The sequence below is a fragment of the Saccharopolyspora halophila genome, assembly GCF_039531955.1.
GTDB classification, from domain to species: Bacteria; Actinomycetota; Actinomycetes; order Mycobacteriales; family Pseudonocardiaceae; genus Saccharopolyspora; species Saccharopolyspora halophila.
This window is the reverse complement of sequence record NZ_BAAARA010000006.1, coordinates 1-19,802: the sequence shown is the minus strand read 5'-3', so window position 1 is coordinate 19,802 and position 19,802 is coordinate 1. Positions and strand designations below refer to the sequence as shown.

Sequence of the window (19,802 nt, the reverse complement as noted above, 5' to 3'; positions counted from 1 at the left end):
AGGCTGGTGAGGCTGAGGTGCTGCCGCATCTGGTGGAGGGTGTGTCGGTCGCGGCGGTGAATGGTCCGACCTCGGTGGTGCTGGCCGGTGACGAGACTGCCGTGCTCACGGTGGCCGAACGCTGGAAGTCGACGCGGCTCAAGGTTTCCCACGCGTTCCACTCGCCGTTGATGGATCCGATGCTGGAGGACTTCCGCACCGCGATCAGCGGGTTGTCCTTCCACGCCCCGGGCATTCCTGTCATCGCCTCCGGTGATGTGTCCTCGCCGGAGTTCTGGGTGCAGCACGTGCGGGAAACCGTGCGCTTCGCCGATTCCGTCGCGCGTCTCGCCGACGCGGGCGTCAACGCCTTCCTGGAACTCGGCCCGGACGGAGCGCTCACCGGTCTGGCCGCCGCGTCGGCTCCGGATGATGCTGTGCTGGTCCCCGCGCTCCGCAAGGACCGCGCTGAGGAGCCGGCCGCGCTCGCGGCGCTGGCAGGCCTGCACGTCGCCGGTCTCGACGTGGACTGGACCCCGCTCTTCGCGGGCACGGGCGCGCGGCAGGTTGACCTGCCGACCTACGCGTTCCAGCACCGGCGGTACTGGGCTCGGCTCTCCGCCGCGCGGGGCGACGTGCGCGCGGCCGGGCTCGCGGCGGTGGAACACCCGTTGCTCGGTGCGGCCGTGGAACTGGCCGGTACGGACGGGTTCCTGTTCACCAGCCGCCTTTCGTCGCGCACGCACTCCTGGCTCGCCGACCACGTCATCGCCGGCCAGGTGCTGTTCCCCGGCACGGCGTTCCTCGAGCTGGCGATTCGGGCGGGCGACGAGGTGGGCTGCGACCGGGTCGAGGAGCTGATGCTCGCCGCCCCGCTGGTGCTCCCCGAGCGCGACGCGGTGCGGTTGCAGGTCTCGGTCGGCGCTGCCGACGACGCGGGCAGGCGCTCGATCGCGGTGCTCTCCCGGCCCGAGGGCGAAGCCGACCTGCCGTGGGTGGAGCACGCCAGCGGCGTCCTCGGTGTCGGTGACCAGGAGGAGCAGGCGGTTCTGGAGGCGTGGCCACCGGCCGGTGCCGTGCCCGTGGACCCGGACAGCGCCTACGAGCGGTTCGCCGAGGCCGGGTTCGACTACGGTCCGGTCTTCCGCGGGCTGCGCGCGGTGTGGCGCCGCGACCAGGAGGTCTTCGCCGAGGTCTCGCTGCCGGAGGGAGCGGAGATCAGCGGGTTCGGCCTGCACCCCGCGCTGCTGGACGCCTGCTTGCACGCTTCCGGAGCCGCCGATCCGGACGTGATCGAGCGCGGCGGGCTGCCCTTCTCCTGGCAAGGAGTGTCCCTGCACGCCACCGGGGCTTCGGCGGTACGAGTGCGCGTGTCCCCTCGGGCGGACGGCGAATTCGTCCTCGCCGTCGCGGACCGCGCCGGCCAGCCGGTGGCATCGATCGGCTCGCTGCGCACCCGCCCGCTGCCGAAGGCCCACGGTTCGCCGGTGCGCTCGGAGAACTCGTTGTTCCACGTGGAGTGGACGACGGTTTCCGGTGCGGTGCGGGCAGAACCGGTCGCCGTTGCCGGCCCGGACGCCCACGGGATCGCCGGGACGCTGCGCAGCGCCGGGACCGACGCGGTCCTCGAGCCCGACCTGGCCTCCTGCGCTGCGGCAACCGTGCTGGTGTCGATCGCGGGCGAGACCGGCGACGTCGTCTCCGCCACCCACGAGGTGACCGCCGAGGCGCTCGCCGCGCTGCGCACCTGGCTGGCCGCGGAGCGGTTCGCCGATTCCCGCCTGGTGTTCGTGACGCGCGGCGCGCTGTCCGGTGCCGACCCGGCGGCCGGGGCGGTGTGGGGCCTGGTCCGGTCGGCGCAGGCGGAGCACCCGGGGCGGTTCGGCCTGCTGGAGCTGGGACCGGACCCGATCGATGGCACGGCGTTGGAGCGGGCGCTTTCCTGCGACGAGCCGCAGCTGTTGATCCGCGATGGCGAACTGCTGGGAGCCCGGTTGGCCCGGACCGCGCTGCGCGACGAGCAGGCCCGCTGGGACGTCGAGGGTCCGGTGCTGGTCACCGGTGGTACCGGTGGTTTGGGTGCCGTGGTGGCCCGTCACCTGGTGGCCGAGCACGGCGTGCGGGATCTGGTGCTGGTCAGCCGTCGCGGCCCCGGTGCGGCCGGGTCCGCAGACCTCGTCACCGACCTGACGGCGCAGGGAGCCCGCGTCGCGGTCGTGGCCTGCGACGCGGCGGACCGCTCCTCGGTCGAGCGGTTGCTCGACGAGCACCCGGTGCGCTCGGTCGTCCACGTCGCGGGTGTTCTCGACGACGGCGTGCTCGAAGCGATGACCCCGGAGCGGTTGGACGCGGTGCTGCGGCCGAAGGTGGACGCGGCCTGGAACCTGCACGAGCTGACCGAGGACCTGTCGGCGTTCGTGGTGTTCTCCTCCGCGGCGGGCGCTTTCGGCACGCCGGGGCAGAGCAACTACGCGGCGGCCAACGCCTTCCTGGACGCGCTGGTCGAGCACCGGCGTTCGCTCGACCTGCCGGGCACCTCGCTGGCCTGGGGTCCGTGGCGGCTCGGCATGGCCTCCGATGCGGACACCGACCGGATGGGCCGGTCGGGGATGCCGCCGCTGTCGGCCGAGCAGGGCTTGCAGCTGTTCGACACCGCGCTGGCCGGGGAGAACCCGGTGGCGCTGCCGGTGCGGCTGGATCTGGCGGCGATTCGTTCCAGCGGCGAGGTTCCGCCGCTGCTGCGCGGGTTGGTCCGGTCGAGGTCGCGCCGGTCGCTGGCCGGATCCCGCGCGACGGAATCGCTGGTGGCCCGGCTGGGCGCGCTGAGTGAGCCGGAACGTCCGGGAGCGCTCGTCGACCTCGTCCGCAGCGAGGTCGCCTCGGTGCTTGGGCACGCGGACGCTGCTGCGGTGGATCCGTCCCGGGCGTTCCAGGATCTCGGTTTCGATTCGCTGACCGCGGTGGAGCTGCGCAATCAGCTCGGCGCCGCGACCGGTCTGCGGCTGCCGACGACCTTGAGCTTCGATCACCCCACGGCCAACGCGCTGGCCGCTTACCTGCACGACGAGCTGTTCGGCGCCGAGCCGACCGCCGCCGAGGCGCTACCGGTGCGGGCGAGCACGACCGGCGACCCGGTGGTCATCGTGGGCATGGCCTGCCGGTATCCGGGTGGGGTGTCCTCGCCGGAGGACCTGTGGCGGCTGGTCTCGGACGGTGTCGACGCGGTCACCGAGTTCCCGAGGAACCGCGGCTGGGACCTGGACGCGCTGTTCGATCCGGACCCGGAGCACGCGGGCACGTCCTACACGCGCCAGGGCGGTTTCCTGCACGACGCGGGCGATTTCGATCCCGGCTTCTTCGGGATGTCGCCGCGCGAAGCGGTGGCCACCGATTCCCAGCAGCGCCTGCTGCTGGAGGTGGCGTGGGAGTCCCTGGAACGCTCCGGGATCGATCCGGCGTCGTTGCGGGGCAGCCGGACCGGTGTGTTCGCGGGCGTGATGTACAACGACTACAGTAACCTGCTCGGCGACCCCGCGTTCGAGGGCTACCAGAACATCGGCACCTCGCCGAGCGTGGTCTCCGGCCGGTTGTCCTACACCTTCGGGTTCGAGGGTCCGGCGATGACGGTGGACACGGCGTGCTCGTCCTCGCTGGTGTCGATGCACCTGGCCGCCCAAGCCCTGCGGCAGGGCGAGTGCTCGCTGGCCCTGGCGGGTGGCGTCACCGTGATGTCCACGCCGCGCACGTTCCTCGAGTTCTCCCGTCAGCGCGGCCTGTCGCCGGACGGCCGGTGCAAGTCGTTCGCCGACTCCGCCGACGGTGTGGGCTGGTCCGAGGGCGTCGGCCTGCTGGTGCTGGAGCGGCTCTCCGACGCGCAGCGCAACGGGCACCAGGTGCTCGGAGTGCTGCGCGGCAGCGCGGTGAACCAGGACGGCGCGTCGAATGGCCTGACGGCGCCGAACGGCCCCTCGCAGCAGCGCGTGATCCGGCAGGCGCTCGCGGATGCGGCCGTGTCCACATCGGACGTCGACGTGGTCGAGGCGCACGGGACCGGGACGACGCTGGGCGATCCGATCGAGGCGCAGGCGCTGCTGGCCACCTACGGCCAGGACCGCGAGGACCCGCTGCTGCTGGGGTCGATCAAGTCCAACATCGGCCACGCGCAGGCCGCTTCGGGCGTGGCCGGCGTGATCAAGATGGTGCTGGCGATGCGGCACGGCGTGGTTCCCACATCGCTGCACGCGGAAAACCTTTCCGCGCACGTGGATTGGGACTCCGGTGCGGTCGAGCTGGTCACCGAGCCGAGCGAGTGGGCCGATGCCGGCCGCCCCCGACGAGCCGGGGTGTCGTCCTTCGGCGTCAGCGGCACCAACGCGCACGTGATCATCGAGCAGCCGTCCGAGGCGCCCCGCCCCGACGAGGACCGCCGACCGGTCTCCGGTGCGGTGCCGTGGGCGGTCTCCGCGAAGGACGAGGGCGCGCTGGACGATCAGATCGCGCGCCTGCGGCCGATCGCGGAAGCCCCCGGGGACGTCGGGTACTCGCTGGTCGCGTCGAGGTCGGAGTTCGACCACCGCGCGGTCCTGCTGGCCACCGACGACAGCGCCTCGGAAGGTGGCCCGGCGGAGATCGCCCGCGGCGTCGCGCGCGAGCGGTCGCTGGCCGTGCTGTTCTCCGGTCAAGGCGCGCAGCGGCTCGGCATGGGACGGGGGCTCTACGAGCGGTTCCCGGTCTTCGCGGAGGCGCTGGACGCGGTGCTGGCGCAACTCGACCCAGCGGTGCGCGAGATCATGTGGGGTGCCGACGCCGAAGCACTGAACCAGACCGGTAACGCGCAGCCCGCGCTGTTCGCGGTCGAGGTGGCGCTGTTCCGGCTGATCGAGTCCTTCGGCGTGCGGCCGGACCACCTCGCCGGGCACTCGATCGGCGAGATCGCGGCCGCGCACGTCGCCGGTGTGCTCTCGCTGACCGATGCGTGCGCGCTGGTCAGCGCCAGAGCGGGCCTCATGCGGGACCTCCCGCCGGGCGGCGCGATGGTGGCGGTTCAGGCCGGTGAGGACGAGGTGCTCCCGCACCTGGTCGACGGCGTTTCCATCGCGGCGGTCAACGGGCCGTCCTCGGTGGTGCTGGCCGGTCACGAGCAGGCGGTGCTGGCGGTCGCGGAGCACTGGAAGTCGACGCGGCTGAAGGTCTCGCACGCGTTCCACTCCCCGCTGATGGATCCGATGCTGGACGAGTTCCGCGCGGTGGTCACCGGATTGACCTTCGACGAGCCGACCATCCCCATCGCCGCAGCCGGGGACGTGACCTCGCCGGAGTACTGGGTGCGGCACGTGCGGGAGACCGTCCGGTTCGCCGACGCGGTCGCCGACCTGGCCGAGTGCGGAGCCTCCGCCTTCCTGGAGCTCGGACCGGACGGCGTGCTGTCCGCGCTGGTCGCCGAATCGGCACCGGAGGCGGCGGTGATCGTCCCGGTGCAGCGCGAGGACCAGGACGCGCAGTCCTGCTTGGTCCGCGCGCTCGCCGAGCTGCACGTCGTCGGCGTCGGCGTGCGGTGGCAGGCGTTCTTCGCGGGGACCGGAGCGCGCTGGGTCGATTTGCCCACGTACGCCTTCCAGCACCGGTGGTTCTGGGCGACCGAGTCACCGCGCGCCGGTGATGCCTCGGGCCTGGGCCTGGCAGCGGTCGAGCATCCGCTGCTCGGTGCGGGCGCCGAACTCGCCGGGTCGGGCGAGCACCTGTTCAGCGGCAGGGTTTCGCTCGACGCCCAGCCGTGGCTCGCCGACCACGTCGTCATGGGGCGGGTGCTGTTGCCCGGCACGGCGTTCCTGGAACTGGCCGTCCGAGCCGGTGCCGAGCTCGGGTGCGAGCGGGTCGAGGAACTGACCCTGGCGGCACCGCTGGTAATGCCCGAACGGGGAGCGGTGCACCTGCAGGTCCGGGTCGGTGCGGTGGACGACTCCGCCCGCCGTACCGTCGCGATCCACAGTCGCCCGGACAGCGGTGACGCGCCGTGGACCGAGCACGCCACCGGGCTTCTCGCCGTGCGCGACGACGCGCCGGACACCACCGCGTTCGCCGCGGAATGGCCGCCCCCGGGCGCCGAACCGATCGACGTGGCCGCGCGCTACGCGCGCTTCGCCGAGACCGGGTTCGACTACGGTCCCGTGTTCCAGGGCCTGCGCGCCGCTTGGCGGCGCGGGCACGAGGTGTTCGCGGAGGTGCGGCTGCCGGACGGCCACGGGCCGGACGGTTTCGGCCTGCACCCGGCGGCGCTGGACGCCGCGCTGCACGCCGCCGAGCCCGCCGAAGCCGCGCTGCCGTTCTCCTGGCGGAGCGTGTCGGTTCACGCGTCCGGTGCTTCCGCGCTTCGGGTCCGGTTGACCCAGGACGCCGACGGCACCATGACGCTGGAGCTGGCGGACACCGCGGGCGCGCCGGTGGCCGCCGTCGACTCGCTGGTGACCCGGCCGGTCTCGGCCGAGCACCTCGCGGGCCACGCCTCCGGAGCGGACGACCTGTTCGAGCTGCGCTGGACGCCGGTGTCACCGGCCGCACCGGCCGAGCGGGAGACCGAGGTCGTCCGGACGGTGCCGGGCTCCGACGAGACCGCTGTGCGAACCGAGGTGCGACGGGTCCTCGGCCTGCTGCGCGAGTTCCTGTCCCGGGACACCGACGCCGCGCTGCTGGTGGTCACCCGGTCGGCGGTCGCGCTGCCCGGGGAGGAGACGACCGATCTCGCGGGTGCCGCGGTGTGGGGGCTGGTGCGTTCCGCGCAGGCCGAGCACCCAGGCCGGATCGTGCTGGCCGACGTCGACGGGGAGCTCGACGCCGCGAGCGTGCTGGCCACCGGCGAACCGCAGGTGGTGGTGCGCGACGGGCGTTCCTTCGGAGCGCGGTTGAGCCGGGCGAGCGATGACGTCGCCTCGCCCGCGTCGACGTTCGATTCCGAAGGTACCGTGCTGGTCACCGGCGCGGGCGGAATGCTGGGACGGCTGCTCAGCGAGCACCTGGTGACCGCGCACGGCGTCCGCCGCCTGGTGCTGGCCAGCAGGCGCGGCGGTTCCGCTCCGGGTGCCGAGGACCTGCGAGCCGAGTTGGCGGAGCTGGGCGCCGAGGTGGAGTTCGCCGCGTGCGACGCGGCGGACCGGGACTCGGTCGCGGCCGTGCTGGCCGGTGTTCCGGCGGAGCGCCCGCTGACCGGCGTGGTGCACATGGCCGGCGTGATCGACGACGGCGTGATCGGCTCCCTGACCGACGAGCAGGTGGAGTCGGTGCTGCGACCGAAGGTCGACGCGGCCTTCCACCTGCACGAGTTGACCGGGGACCTGCCCCTGTCGGCCTTCGTGGTGTTCTCCTCGGCCGCAGGCGTGATCGGCGGTCCGGGGCAGGGCAACTACGCGGCCGCCAACGCCTGCCTGGACGCCCTGATCGAGCACCGGCGGGCCCGCGGCCTGGCCGGGCAGTCGCTCGCCTGGGGGCTCTGGGCCGACGGCGAATCATCCGGCATGGCAGGCGATCTGGACGACGCCGCGCGGCAGCGAACGGTCCGCAACGGCGTCGGATCGCTGCCCGCCGAGCGAGGACTGCGCCTGTTCGACGCGGCCTGCGCGCGCAGCGCGCCCACGCTGGTTCCGATGCGGCTCGAAGCCGAAGCTCTCCGGGCGGCGGGAGCGGACGTGCCCCCGCTGTTCGCCGAACTGGTCCGGCCGAGCCGTCGCAGGCTCGCGCAGGCCAGCGCGGAACCGGCGCTGCACGGGCGACTGCGCGACGCTTCCGAGGCCGAGCGCCCCGCGCTGCTCGAGGAACTCGTCCGGTCGCACGTCGCGACGGTGCTCGGCCACGCCGACGCCGCGTCGGTCGATCCGACGACCGGGTTCACCGACATGGGTTTCGACTCGTTGACCGCGGTGGAGCTGCGCAACTCCCTGAGCAAGGCGATCGGGCTGCGGCTGTCCGCGACCCTCGCCTTCGACCACCCCAGCGTGACGGCGCTCGCCGAGCACCTCGGCGAGCAACTCGCCCCGGCGGACGTGGACGCCGCGGCGTCGACCGAGGACCGCGTCCGCGAGGTGCTGCGGGAGATCCCGCTGACCCGGCTCCGCGACGCGGGCCTGCTGGACGCCCTGCTCGAACTCGGCGGGGCGCGGGGCTCCGCCGAAACCGAGCACGGCGCGGGCGTCGAGATCGAAGACATCGACGAGATGGGCGCCGAAGACCTGATCACGATGGCGTTCGAGGGTGCTGCCGCATCCGACGATGCGACACGGGAAGCGTGAGGCTGAACATGGCTGAGTCCAGGGACAAGCTCATCGGGGCGCTGCGGGCCTCGCTGAAGGAGACCGAACAGCTCCGCGCCCAGAACCGCGAGCTCCTCGCAGCGGCCGCCGAGCCGATCGCGATCGTCGGCATGGCCTGCCGCTACCCGGGTGGCGTGACCGGACCGGAGGCCCTGTGGCGCCTGGTGGCCGACGGGGTCGACGCCGTCTCCGAGTTCCCCACCAACCGCGGCTGGGAGACCGAACGGCTGCACGACCCGACCGGGCAGCAGCCGAACACCACCTACAGCACGCGGGGCGGTTTCCTGCACGAGGCGGGGGATTTCGATCCCGGCTTCTTCGGGATCAGCCCGAACGAGGCGTCGACCATGGACCCGCAGCAGCACCTGCTGCTGGAGACCTCGTGGGAGGCGTTCGAGCGGACGGGCATCGACCCCGGTGCGATGCGCGGCAGCCATACCGGCGTGTTCGTCGGGATGATGTACCACGACTACCCGGCCAACTCGAACTCCGGTTCCGTCGCGTCCGGCCGGTTGTCCTACGCGTTCGGCCTGGAAGGCCCGGCCGTCACCGTGGACAGCGCGTGCTCGTCCTCGCTGGTGTCGCTGCACGCGGCAGCGCAGTCGCTGCGCTCCGGCGAGTGCGAGCTGGCGCTGGCGGGTGGCGTCACGGTGATGTCCACGCCCGAGGCGTTCATCGAGTTCAGCCGTCAACGCGGGCTGTCCGCGGACGGCCGCTGCCGTTCCTTCGCCGAGTCCGCCGACGGCACGTCCTGGTCCGAGGGAGTCGGCGTGCTGGTCGTCGAGCGCCTGTCGGACGCTCGGCGCAACGGGCACCAGGTGCTGGCCGTCGTGCGGGGCAGCGCGGTGAACCAGGACGGCGCGTCGAGCGGGCTGACCGCGCCGAACGGTCCGGCCCAGCGCCGCGTGATCCGCCAGGCGCTGGCGAACGCGCGCATCTCGGCCGATCAGGTGGACGCGGTGGAGGGGCACGGCACCGGCACGACGCTGGGTGACCCGATCGAGGCGCAGGCGCTGCTCGGGACGTACGGCGCGAACCGGCCCGCCGATCGGCCGCTGTGGCTGGGTTCGCTGAAGTCGAACATCGGGCACGCGCAGGCGGCCGCGGGCGTGGGCGCGGTCATCAAGATGGTGCTGGCGCTGCGCAACGGCGTGCTGCCGAGCACGCTGCACGTGGACGAGCCGAGCGCGCGCGTCGACTGGGACTCCGGCGGCGTCCGGCTGCTGCGCGAGTCGGTGCCCTGGCCCGAGACCGAGCGCCCGCGGCGGGCGGGCGTTTCCTCGTTCGGGATCAGCGGCACCAACGCGCACGTCATCCTGGAGCAGGCTCCCGCCGAGGAAACCGCCGACGAGGAGCCGGAGCCGGTTCCGGCCCCGGTGCTTCCCTGGGTGCTGTCCGGGCGGACCGCCGATGCGCTGCACGATCGCGCCCGGGACCTGCTGTCGCACGTGGACGGAACGGACCCGTTGGACGTCGGGTTCTCGTTGCACAGCTCGCGCGCGGTCTTCGAGCATCGCGCCGTCGTCGTCGGCACGGGCGCAGCGGAGTTGGCGGCCGGTCTGGACGCGCTGGCCCGGGGCGCGGAAGCTCCGGGCGCGGTCTCCGGCCGGGTCGTCGCCGGTTCGACGGGAGCGGTTTTCTCCGGTCAGGGCGCGCAGTGGGCGGGCATGGGTGCCGATCTGCACGCCGCCTTCCCGGTTTTCGCCCGCTCCTTCGACGAGATCACCGAGGAGCTCGCGCCACTGCTGGGCCGTTCCCCGCGCGCGGTGATCTTCGGCGAGACCGGGGACGACGACCTGCTGGACCAGACCCTGCACGCGCAGGCAGGCCTGTTCGCCTTCGAGGTGGCGCTGTTCCGGTTGCTGGAGTCCTGGGGCGCGCGCCCCGACGTCGTGACCGGGCACTCGATCGGTGAGATCGCCGCCGCGCACGTCGCCGGAGTCCTGTCGCTGCAGGACGCCTGCGCGCTCGTGGCCGCCCGCGCCCGGTTGATGCAGCAGCTGCCCGAGGGCGGCGCGATGGTCGCGGTCGGCGCGGCGGAGGACGACGTCCGTTCGCTGCTGTCCGGCGAGGTGGACATCGCCGCGGTGAACGGTCCGGCGTCGGTGGTCGTCTCCGGCGTGACCGACCACGTCCGCGCGGTGCTGGAGCGGTGCGCCGAGCAGGGCTGGCGAACCCGCGAGCTGCGCGTGTCGCACGCCTTCCACTCGTCGCTGATGGAACCGATGCTGGAGGCCTTCGAGGCCGAGATCGGCGGTCTGTCCTTCGCCGAGCCGACCAGCCCGCTCGTGTCCGCAGTGACCGGTGAGCAGATCACCGAAGAGATGTGCGACCCCGTCTACTGGGTCCGGCAGGTGCGCGACACCGTGCGGTTCGCCGACGCGGTCGGCACGATGCGCGAGCTGGGAGTGTCGCGGTTCGCCGAGGTCGGGCCCGACGCGGCGCTGACACCGATGGTCCTGCAGGCCCTCGAGCAGGAGGACAGCAGCACTGCTGCGGCCGCGCCCGTGGCCGTTGCGCTGGGGCGGCGGCAGCAGCCCGAACGCACGACCGCCGTCACCGGCCTCGCCCGGCTGTTCGCGGCCGGGGCCGCCGTGGACTGGGCCGCGTTCTACCGCGACAGCGGCGCGCGTCGGATCGACCTGCCCACCTACCCCTTCCAGCACCAGCGCTTCTGGCTGGATCCCCGCGCGCACCTGGCGGCGTCCTGGCTCGGCGGCGACGTCGGCGGTCTCGCCGCCGCGGGCGTCGACGTGGCGGAGCACCCGCTGCTGGGCGCGGTGGTCGAGCAGCCCGACTCCGACGGCGTGACCTTCACCGGCAAGCTGTCCACCGGTGGACTGCCGTGGCTGGCCGATCACGTGGTGCTCGGTTCGGTGCTGCTGCCCGGAACCGGTTTCGTGGAGCTCGCCGTGCACGCGGCCCAGCGCGTGGACTGCGACGTCGTCGAAGAGCTGACGCTGCGCGCACCACTGGTGATCCCGGAGGACGGCGGCGTCTGGACCCAGGTGGCGGTCGCGGGCGCGGACGAGTCCGGCAGGCGCAGGCTCACCGTGCACGCGCGCCGGAGCACCGAAGCCCCGTGGACGCTGCACGCCGAAGGCGTGGTGGCCCCCGGCGGCGCGGTCCCCGATTTCGACCTCGCCGAATGGCCGCCGCCGCAGGTGCGGCCGATCGAGCTGACCGAGGCCTACGAGCAGCTCGCCGAGGCGGGATACGGCTACGGGCCCGCTTTCCGGGGCATGCGCGCGGCATGGCGCCGCGGCGACGAGCTGTTCGCCGAGATCGCGCTCGCCGAACCGGAGAGCGATGCGGCCTCGCGGTACGGCATCCACCCGGCCGTGCTCGACGCGGCCATGCACGTCTCGCTGGTCGACGCGCAGGACCGCGACGAGGGCGTGTCCCTGCCGTTCGTGTGGAACGGGGTCTCGCTGCACGCGGCCGGAACGTCGTCGGTGCGGGTGCGGATGGTGACTCGCGGGCGGGGAGCCGCCTCGCTGCAGCTCGCCGACGAACTGGGCGCGCCCGTGCTGTCGGTGGACAACCTGGTCGGCCGCGCGGTGACGGCCGAGCAGCTGGGGACCCAGCAGGTCTCCGATTCGCTGTTCGGCCTGGACTGGACGACCCGGCCGCTTCCGGCTCCGGAACCGCTGCGCTGGGCCGTGATCGGCGCCGGGGAGGCCGATTTGGACGCCCCGGCGTTCGGCGACGCGGCCGAGCTGATCGATGCCGCCGGCGAGGACGTTCCGGAGCTCGTCGCCCTGATCTGCCCGCGCAGCGGGGAGAACGCGCCGGACGCGGCCCGAGCGGTCACCGCGGCCGTGCTGGACGCGGTGCAGCGGTGGCTGGCCGACGACCGCTTCAGCGGGTCCCGGCTGGTCGTGGTCACCCGTGGCGCCGTCGCGGTCGGCGAGGAGTCGGCCGACCTCGGACAGGCACCGGTGTGGGGCCTCGTCCGGGCGGCCGAGGCGGAGAACCCGGGCCGGTTCCAGCTGCTGGACGTCGACGACCTCGCGCACGTCCGGGCGGCCAGCTCGGCCGGAGAACCGGAGGCGGCGATCCGCGACGGCGCGCTTCGCCTGCCCCGGCTGACCCGCACCACCGGCGGTTCGGCGGTGCCGGCGCCGCAGGACGGCATCGTGCTCGTCACCGGCGGCACCGGCGGGCTGGGTGAGCTGGTGGCCAGGCACCTGGTCACCGCGCACGGGGTTCGTCACCTGCTGCTGACCAGTCGCCGCGGCCCGGACGCGCCCGGTGCCGAGCGATTGCGCGCCGAACTGGCCGAGCTGGGCGCTTCGGTGCGCATCGCCGCCTGCGACGTCGCCGACCGCGACGCCCTCGCCGAGCTGCTCGAGAGCGTTCCCGCCGAGCAGCCGCTGACCGGAGTCGTGCACGCGGCCGGTGCCACCGACAACGGCGTCGTCGAGTCGGTCACGCCGGAGCGGCTCGACGGGGTGTTCCGCCCGAAGGTCGACGCCGCATGGCACCTGCACGAGCTCACGCGGGACCGCGACCTGTCGATGTTCGTCCTGGTCTCCTCCGCGGGCGGTCTGGTGCTGGCCGCGGGGCAGGCGAACTACGCGGCGGCCAACGTCTTCCTGGACGCCCTCGCCGCGCACCGCCGCGACGCGGGACTGCCCGCGGTCTCGCTGGACTACGGCGTCCTGGACATCGGCGACGGCCTCAGCGCCGGGCTCGCCCAGGCCGACTGGGACCGGATGCGGGAGCAGGGATACCTGCCGCTGTCGGGCGAGGACGGGCTGGCGCTGTTCGACGCGGCGCTGACCGCGGACGCCGCGCAACTCGTGCCGCTGCGGATCTCCCCCGCTGCGATCCGGGCTCGCGAGGGTGAAAACCCGGCGCTGCTGCGCGGTCTCGTGCGCGGTTCGGTGCGTCAGGCCGCGCGGACCTCGCCCATCGCCCGCGAGCTCGCGGGCCTGGACGACGCCGATCGGCGAGCCGCCTTCCTCGAACTGGTGCGCGCCACGGCTGCGGCGGTGCTCGGGCACGAATCGGCGGAAGCCGTGGAGCCCGACCGCGCCTTCCAGGAGCTCGGGTTCGACTCGCTGACCGCCGTCGAGTTCCGCAACCGGCTGGGCGGCGCCACGGGACTGCGGCTGCCCGCCACGCTCGTCTTCGACCACCCGACTCCGGTGGCGGTCGTGGAGCACCTGGACGACGACCTCGGGGGCGTGGCCCGCGCCGAACCGGTTATCCCGAGCCGGAACCCGGACGAGGACGACCCGGTCGCGGTGGTGGCGATGAGCTGCCGCTACCCGGGCGGGGCGATGAGCCCCGAGGGCCTGTGGCAGCTGCTCGTCGACGGCAGCGACGCGATCGGCGAGTTCCCCACCGATCGAGGATGGGATCTGGACCGGATCTTCGACCCCGAACCGGGCAAGGTGGGGCGGACCTACGTGTCGGCGGGCGGGTTCGTCGACGACGCGACCCGGTTCGACCCGGCGTTCTTCGGGATCTCACCGGCGGAGGCGACCCAGACCGACCCGCAGCAGCGGGTGATGCTGCAGGTGGCATGGGAGGCCTTCGAGCGCGCCGGGATGGACCCGCGCTCGCTGAAGGGCAGCCGGACCGGCGTGTTCGCTGGAGTGATGTACCACGATTACGCGCGGGGCACCGACTCCGCCAGCACTAGCGGCGGCAGCCTGGTCTCCGGCCGGGTCGCCTACGCGCTCGGCCTGGAAGGCCCCGCGCTCTCGGTGGACACCGCGTGCTCCTCGTCGCTGGTGTCGCTGCACGTGGCCATGCAGTCGCTGCGCTCCGGCGAGTGCGATCTCGCGCTGGCCGGTGGTGTGACGGTGATGTCCACGCCGGAGGCGTTCACCACCTTCGGTCGGCTGCGCGGGCTGTCGCCGGACGGCCGGTGCAAGGCGTTCTCCGACTCGGCGGACGGGATGGGCTGGTCCGAGGGCGCGGGCGCGCTGGTGCTGGAGCGCCTGTCGGACGCCCGCCGCAACGGGCACCAGGTGCTGGCGGTCGTGCGGGGCAGCGCGGTGAACCAGGACGGGGCGTCGAACGGCCTGACGGCGCCGAACGGTCCCGCGCAGCAGCGGGTGATCCGGCAGGCGCTGAGCAGCGCGGGACTGCAACCCTCCGATGTGGACGCGGTGGAGGGGCACGGCACCGGAACGCCGCTGGGGGACCCGATCGAGGCGCAGGCACTGCTGGCCACCTACGGTCAGGACCGCGAACAACCGCTGCTGCTGGGCGGTTTGAAGTCGAACATCGGGCACGCGCAGGCGGCCGCCGGTGTCGGCGGGGTCATCAAGATGGTGCTGGCGCTGCGCAACGGCGTGCTGCCGAAGACCCTGCACGCCGACGAACCCAGCCAACAGGTCGACTGGTCCGCCGGTGGTGTCCGGCTGCTGACCGAATCGACGCCGTGGCCGGAGGCGAATCGTCCGCACCGCGCCGGGGTGTCGTCGTTCGGGATCAGCGGTACCAACGCGCACGTCATCCTCGAACAGGCGCCGGGTCCCGAGGAGCGGCCCGAGCAGCGGTCCGAGCCTCCGGCGGTGGTTCCGTGGGTCGTCTCGGCCAGGTCGGAGCAGGCCCTGACCGCGCAGGCCGCCAGGCTCCGGTCCGCTGCCGACGAGGACGCCGATCCGGTGGACATCGGCTTCTCGCTGGTGACCTCCCGGACGCTCTTCGAGCACCGGGCCGTCGTGCTGGGAACCGGCCGCGACGAGCTGTGCGGCGCGCTGGACGCGCTGGTCACCGACCGGCCCGGCGGGCACGTGGTGCGCGGTGTCGCGAGAACCGTCGGCAAGACCGCGTTCGTCTTCCCGGGCCAGGGATCGCAGTGGGTCGGCATGGGGCGCGAGCTGCTGGGGCGATCCGCGGCCTTCGACGAGCGGATCGAGGAGTGCGCGGCGGCGCTGGCGCCGTTCGTCGACTGGTCGCTGCTCGACGTGCTCCGGGAGGACGAGGACGCGCCGTCCCTGGAGCGCGTCGACGTGGTCCAGCCGGTGCTGTGGGCGACGATGGTCTCGCTCGCTCACGTGTGGCGCTCGCTGGGCGTGGAACCCGCGGCGGTGGTGGGTCATTCGCAGGGCGAGATCGCCGCGGCGGTGGTCTCCGGGGCGCTGAGCCTGCGGGACGCCGCGCAGGTGGTCGCCCTGCGCAGCCTGGCGGTGGCCGACTCGCTGTCCGGCCGGGGCGGAATGGTCTCGGTCGCGCTCGCCGAGGACCAGGTGCGCGAGCGCCTGGAGCAGTGGGACGAGCGCCTGTCCGTGGCGGTGGTGAACGCGCCGAGCTCCACGGTCGTGGCCGGCGACGACGCCGCGCTGGACGAGCTGGTGGCGGCCTGCGAGAGCGACGGCGTCCGCACCCGCCGGGTCAGCGTCGACTACGCCTCGCACAGCGCGCAGGTGGAAGCCATCCGCGAGCGCGTGCTCGACGACCTCGACGGCATCCGGCCGCGCTCCGGCACCGTGCCGTTCTACTCCACGGTGACCGGCGGCCCGATCGACACGACCGGGCTGGATCCGGACTACTGGTACGCGAACCTGCGGCGGACCGTGCGGTTCGAGCAGGCCACCCGGACGCTGCTGGCCGACGGCTGCGACGTGTTCATCGAGCCCAGCGCGCACCCGGTGCTCACCAGCGGCGTCGAGGAGACGCTGGAGGACGCCGGCCGCGAGGGCGTCGTCCTCGGCTCGCTGCGCCGGGACGAGGGCGGCTGGGCGCAGCTGCTGTCCTCGGTCGCCGAGGCGCACGTCCGCGGGGTGCGGGTGGACTGGGCCGCGTTCTTCGCGGGCACGGGGGCGCGCCGGGTCCAGCTGCCGACCTACGCCTTCCAGCAGCAGCGCTACTGGGAGGACCCGGTCGAACCGGCGACGGCCGCGGATCCGGTGGGAACGGAGCTCTGGGAGCTGGTCGAGGACGGCGATCTGGCGTCGGCGCTGGATCTCGACGCCGATACCGCGGCGGTGGTCGCACCCGCTCTCGCGTCCTGGCGCGAGCGTTCGCGCGCCCAGGCCGCGGTGGACTCCTGGCGCTACCGCGAGAGGTGGACCTCGCTGCCCGTCACCGCCGACGTCGGCCTGCCCGGGACCTGGCTCGCCGTGCTACCGGCGGGTGCCGCGGAGTCGGAGTGGGCGGTGGACGCACTGGAAGCGCACGGCGCCGAGGTGATCCGGCTGGAGCTGGACGACGATTCGGCCGATCCGGCGAGCCTGCTGGCTGATCTGCCGGCCCTGACCGGTGTGGTCTCGCTGCTGGGCCTGGCGGAGACTCCGCATCCGGCGTTCGCGTCTAGCCCGGCCGGCCTGATCTCGACGGTGCGGCTGCTGCGGGCGCTGGGAGAAGCCGGTATCGCAGCTCCGGTGTGGTGCGTGACGCGCGGCGCGGTGTCCACTGGGGAATCCGATGCGCTGCGCAGACCGGTGCAAACCGCACTGTGGGGTCTCGGCCGGGTCGCCGCGCTGGACCTGCCGAGCCGGTGGGGCGGTCTGATCGACCTGCCCGGCGAGCTCGACGACCGCGCCGCGCAGCGCTTCGTCGGCGTGCTCGCGGGCGCCGGTGCCGAGGACCAGGTCGCGGTGCGCTCCTCCGGGGTGTTCGGGCGGCGGTTGTCCCGCGCCCCGCGCGGCGCGCGCCGGGGCGAGTGGCACGCTCGCGGGACCGTGCTGATCACCGGTGGAACCGGTGCGCTCGGCGGGCAGGTGGCGCGTTGGGCGATCGGCCGCGGCGTCGAGCACGTGGTGCTGCTGAGCCGTCGCGGCCCCGAAGCACCCGGTGCCGATCACCTGCACGAGGAGCTGACGGCGCTGGGCGCCCGGGTCACCGTAGAGGCCTGCGACGTCGCCGACCGGGAAGCGCTGGCGGGCGTGCTCTCGCGCATCCCGGACGAGCATCCGCTGCGATCGGTCGTGCACGCCGCCGCGCACGGCGACGGCGAAGCTCCCGTTGACCTGCTGGAGGCCGACGACCTCGATTCCGTGCTGCGGGCGAAGATGACTTCGGCGCGGTACTTGCACGAGCTCACCGCTGATCGCGAGCTGGACGCCTTCGTGCTGTTCTCCTCGGGAGCGGCGAGCTGGGGCAGCGCCGGGCAGTCCGGCTACGCGGCGGCGAATGCGTATCTGGACGGTTTGGCGCAGTACCGGCGGTCGGTCGGCCTGGTGGCGACCTCGATCGCGTGGGGCGCTTGGGCCGATGCCGGGATGGCCACCGATCCGGTGCTGGCCGAGCGGATGCGCAGGCTCGGCGTGCTGCCGATGGATCCGCAGCAGGCGATCCTGGTGCTGCAGCACGCCATCGAGGACGGTTCGACGACCCTCACCGTGACCGATACCGACTGGCAGCGGTTCGCCCCGAGCTTCACGGCCGGTCGGCCGAGCCCGCTGCTGACGGGCGTCCCGGAGGTCCGGGAGGCGCTTTCCGAAGCAGCCGGTGCGGTCGGGGCGGAGGGCGTCTCCGATCTGGAACGGCGGTTGGCCGGTCGCACCGAGGCCGAGCAGGAACGCGTGCTGATCGACCTGGTGCGCGCCGAAGCCGGGAGGGCGCTGGGCTACGCGGAAGCGGGTGAGCTTCCCGTCGACCGCGCGTTCCGCGAGCTCGGGTTCGACTCGGTGACCGCCGTCGACGTGCGCAACCGGCTCAAGGCGGCCACCGGGCTCGCGCTGCCGACCACGCTCGTCTTCGATCACCCGACGGTGCGGGTGCTCGCCGCGCACCTGCGCGACGAGCTGCTCGGTCGCGGCGCGGCCGTCGCGGCTCCGGTCGTCACCGCGGCGTCTTCCGACGACCCGATCGCGATCGTGGGGATGAGCTGCCGGTATCCGGGCGGGGTTTCCTCGCCCGAGCAGCTGTGGGACGTGGTGGCCGAGGGGCGGGACGTGATCTCGAACTTCCCGGCCGATCGCGGCTGGGACCTGGACCGGATGGTCAGCGCCACCTCCCAGGGCGGTTTCCTGGCCGACGCGGCCGCGTTCGACGCGGGGTTCTTCGGGATCTCGCCGCGCGAGGCGCTGGCGATGGACCCGCAGCAGCGGTTGCTGCTGGAGACCTCGTGGGAGGCGCTGGAGCGTTCCGGTGTCGAGGCGTCGTCGTTGCGCGGCACCCGGACCGGTGTGTTCACCGGGACCACCGGCCAGGACTACGGCGACCTGCTGACCACCTCGAGCGCTCGCAAGGACTTCCGGCTCTACGCCACCACTGCCTTCTCAGCGAGCGTGCTGTCGGGCCGCGTCTCCTACCTGCTGGGGCTGGAAGGCCCTGCGGTGACGGTGGACACGGCCTGCTCGTCGTCGCTGGTGGCGATGCACCTGGCAGCGCAGTCCCTGCGGCAGGGCGAGTGCGACCTCGCGCTGGCGGGCGGCGCGCGGGTGATGGCGACGCCGAACGCGTTCGCCGCGTTCACCTGGCAGGGCGGGCTGGCCCCGGACGGCAGGTGCAAGGCGTTCGCCGACGCGGCCGACGGCACGGGCTGGTCCGAGGGCGTCGGCGTCCTCGCGCTGGAGCGGTTGTCGGACGCGGAGCGCAACGGGCACGAGGTGCTGGCGGTGCTGCGCGGTAGCGCGGTGAACCAGGACGGCGCGTCGAACGGGTTGACGGCACCGAACGGTCCGTCGCAGCAGCGGGTGATCCGTCAGACGCTGGCCAACGCCGGGCTGCGAGCGTCCGATGTGGACGTCGTGGAGGCGCACGGCACGGGCACTTCGCTGGGCGACCCGATCGAGGCGCAGGCCGTTCTGGCGACCTACGGGCAGGACCGGGAGCACCCGGTGCTGCTGGGCTCGATCAAGTCGAACATCGGGCACTCGCAGTCGGCGGGTGGCGTCGCCGGTGTGATCAAGATGGTCATGGCCATGCGCCACGGGGTCGTGCCGCGCACGCTGCACGTGGACGAGCCGTCGTCCGCAGTGGACTGGACGACCGGAGCGGTGGAGCTGCCGACCTCGCCGCGGGAGTGGCCGGATGCCGGTCGTGTTCGTCGTGCTGGTGTGTCGTCGTTCGGTGTCAGCGGCACGAACGCGCACGTGATCCTGGAGCAGCCGCCTGCGGCGGATGCACCGGTCGAGGTGCCCGAGGCCGATGTCGAGCCGGTCGTCGAGCCCGCCGCGGTTCCGTGGCCGGTGTCGGCTCGGTCGGAGAACGCCTTGGCGGCGCAGCTGGCGCGGATCGAGGCGTTCGCGCAGGACAACCCCGAGCCCTCAGCGGTCGACATCGGGTCTTCCCTGGCAGGGGCCCGGTCGGTGTTCGAGCACCGGGCGGTGTTGCTGGCTTCGGAGGAAGGGGTCTCGGAACTTGCCTGTGGGGTGGCTGACGAGCGGTCGTTGGGTGTGTTGTTCGCGGGTCAGGGTTCGCAGCGTTTGGGGATGGGCCGGGAGTTGTATGGCCGGTTTCCGGTGTTCGCGGAGGCTTTGGATGCGGTGCTGGGGCATCTTGATTCGGGTGTTCGGGATGTGATGTGGGGCGATGATGCCGAGGTCCTGAATCGGACGGGTTGGGCGCAGCCTGCGTTGTTCGCGGTCGAGGTCGCCCTGTTCCGCCTCGCCG

At 73.3% G+C, this 19,802-nt stretch carries 1 protein-coding gene and 1 pseudogene; both read left to right on the top strand.

Translation table 11 applies throughout. The features are described 5' to 3' along the window. Positions 1-17: 17 nt before the first annotated feature. Positions 18-8,258, top strand: a pseudogene (locus tag ABD289_RS11040) (SDR family NAD(P)-dependent oxidoreductase); the annotation flags it as partial. Then, positions 8,255-19,802: type I polyketide synthase (locus ABD289_RS11035; RefSeq protein ID WP_425564653.1), on the top strand; the 11,548-nt coding region annotated here is incomplete at its 3' end. The pseudogene ABD289_RS11040 and the gene ABD289_RS11035, both read left to right, overlap by 4 nt.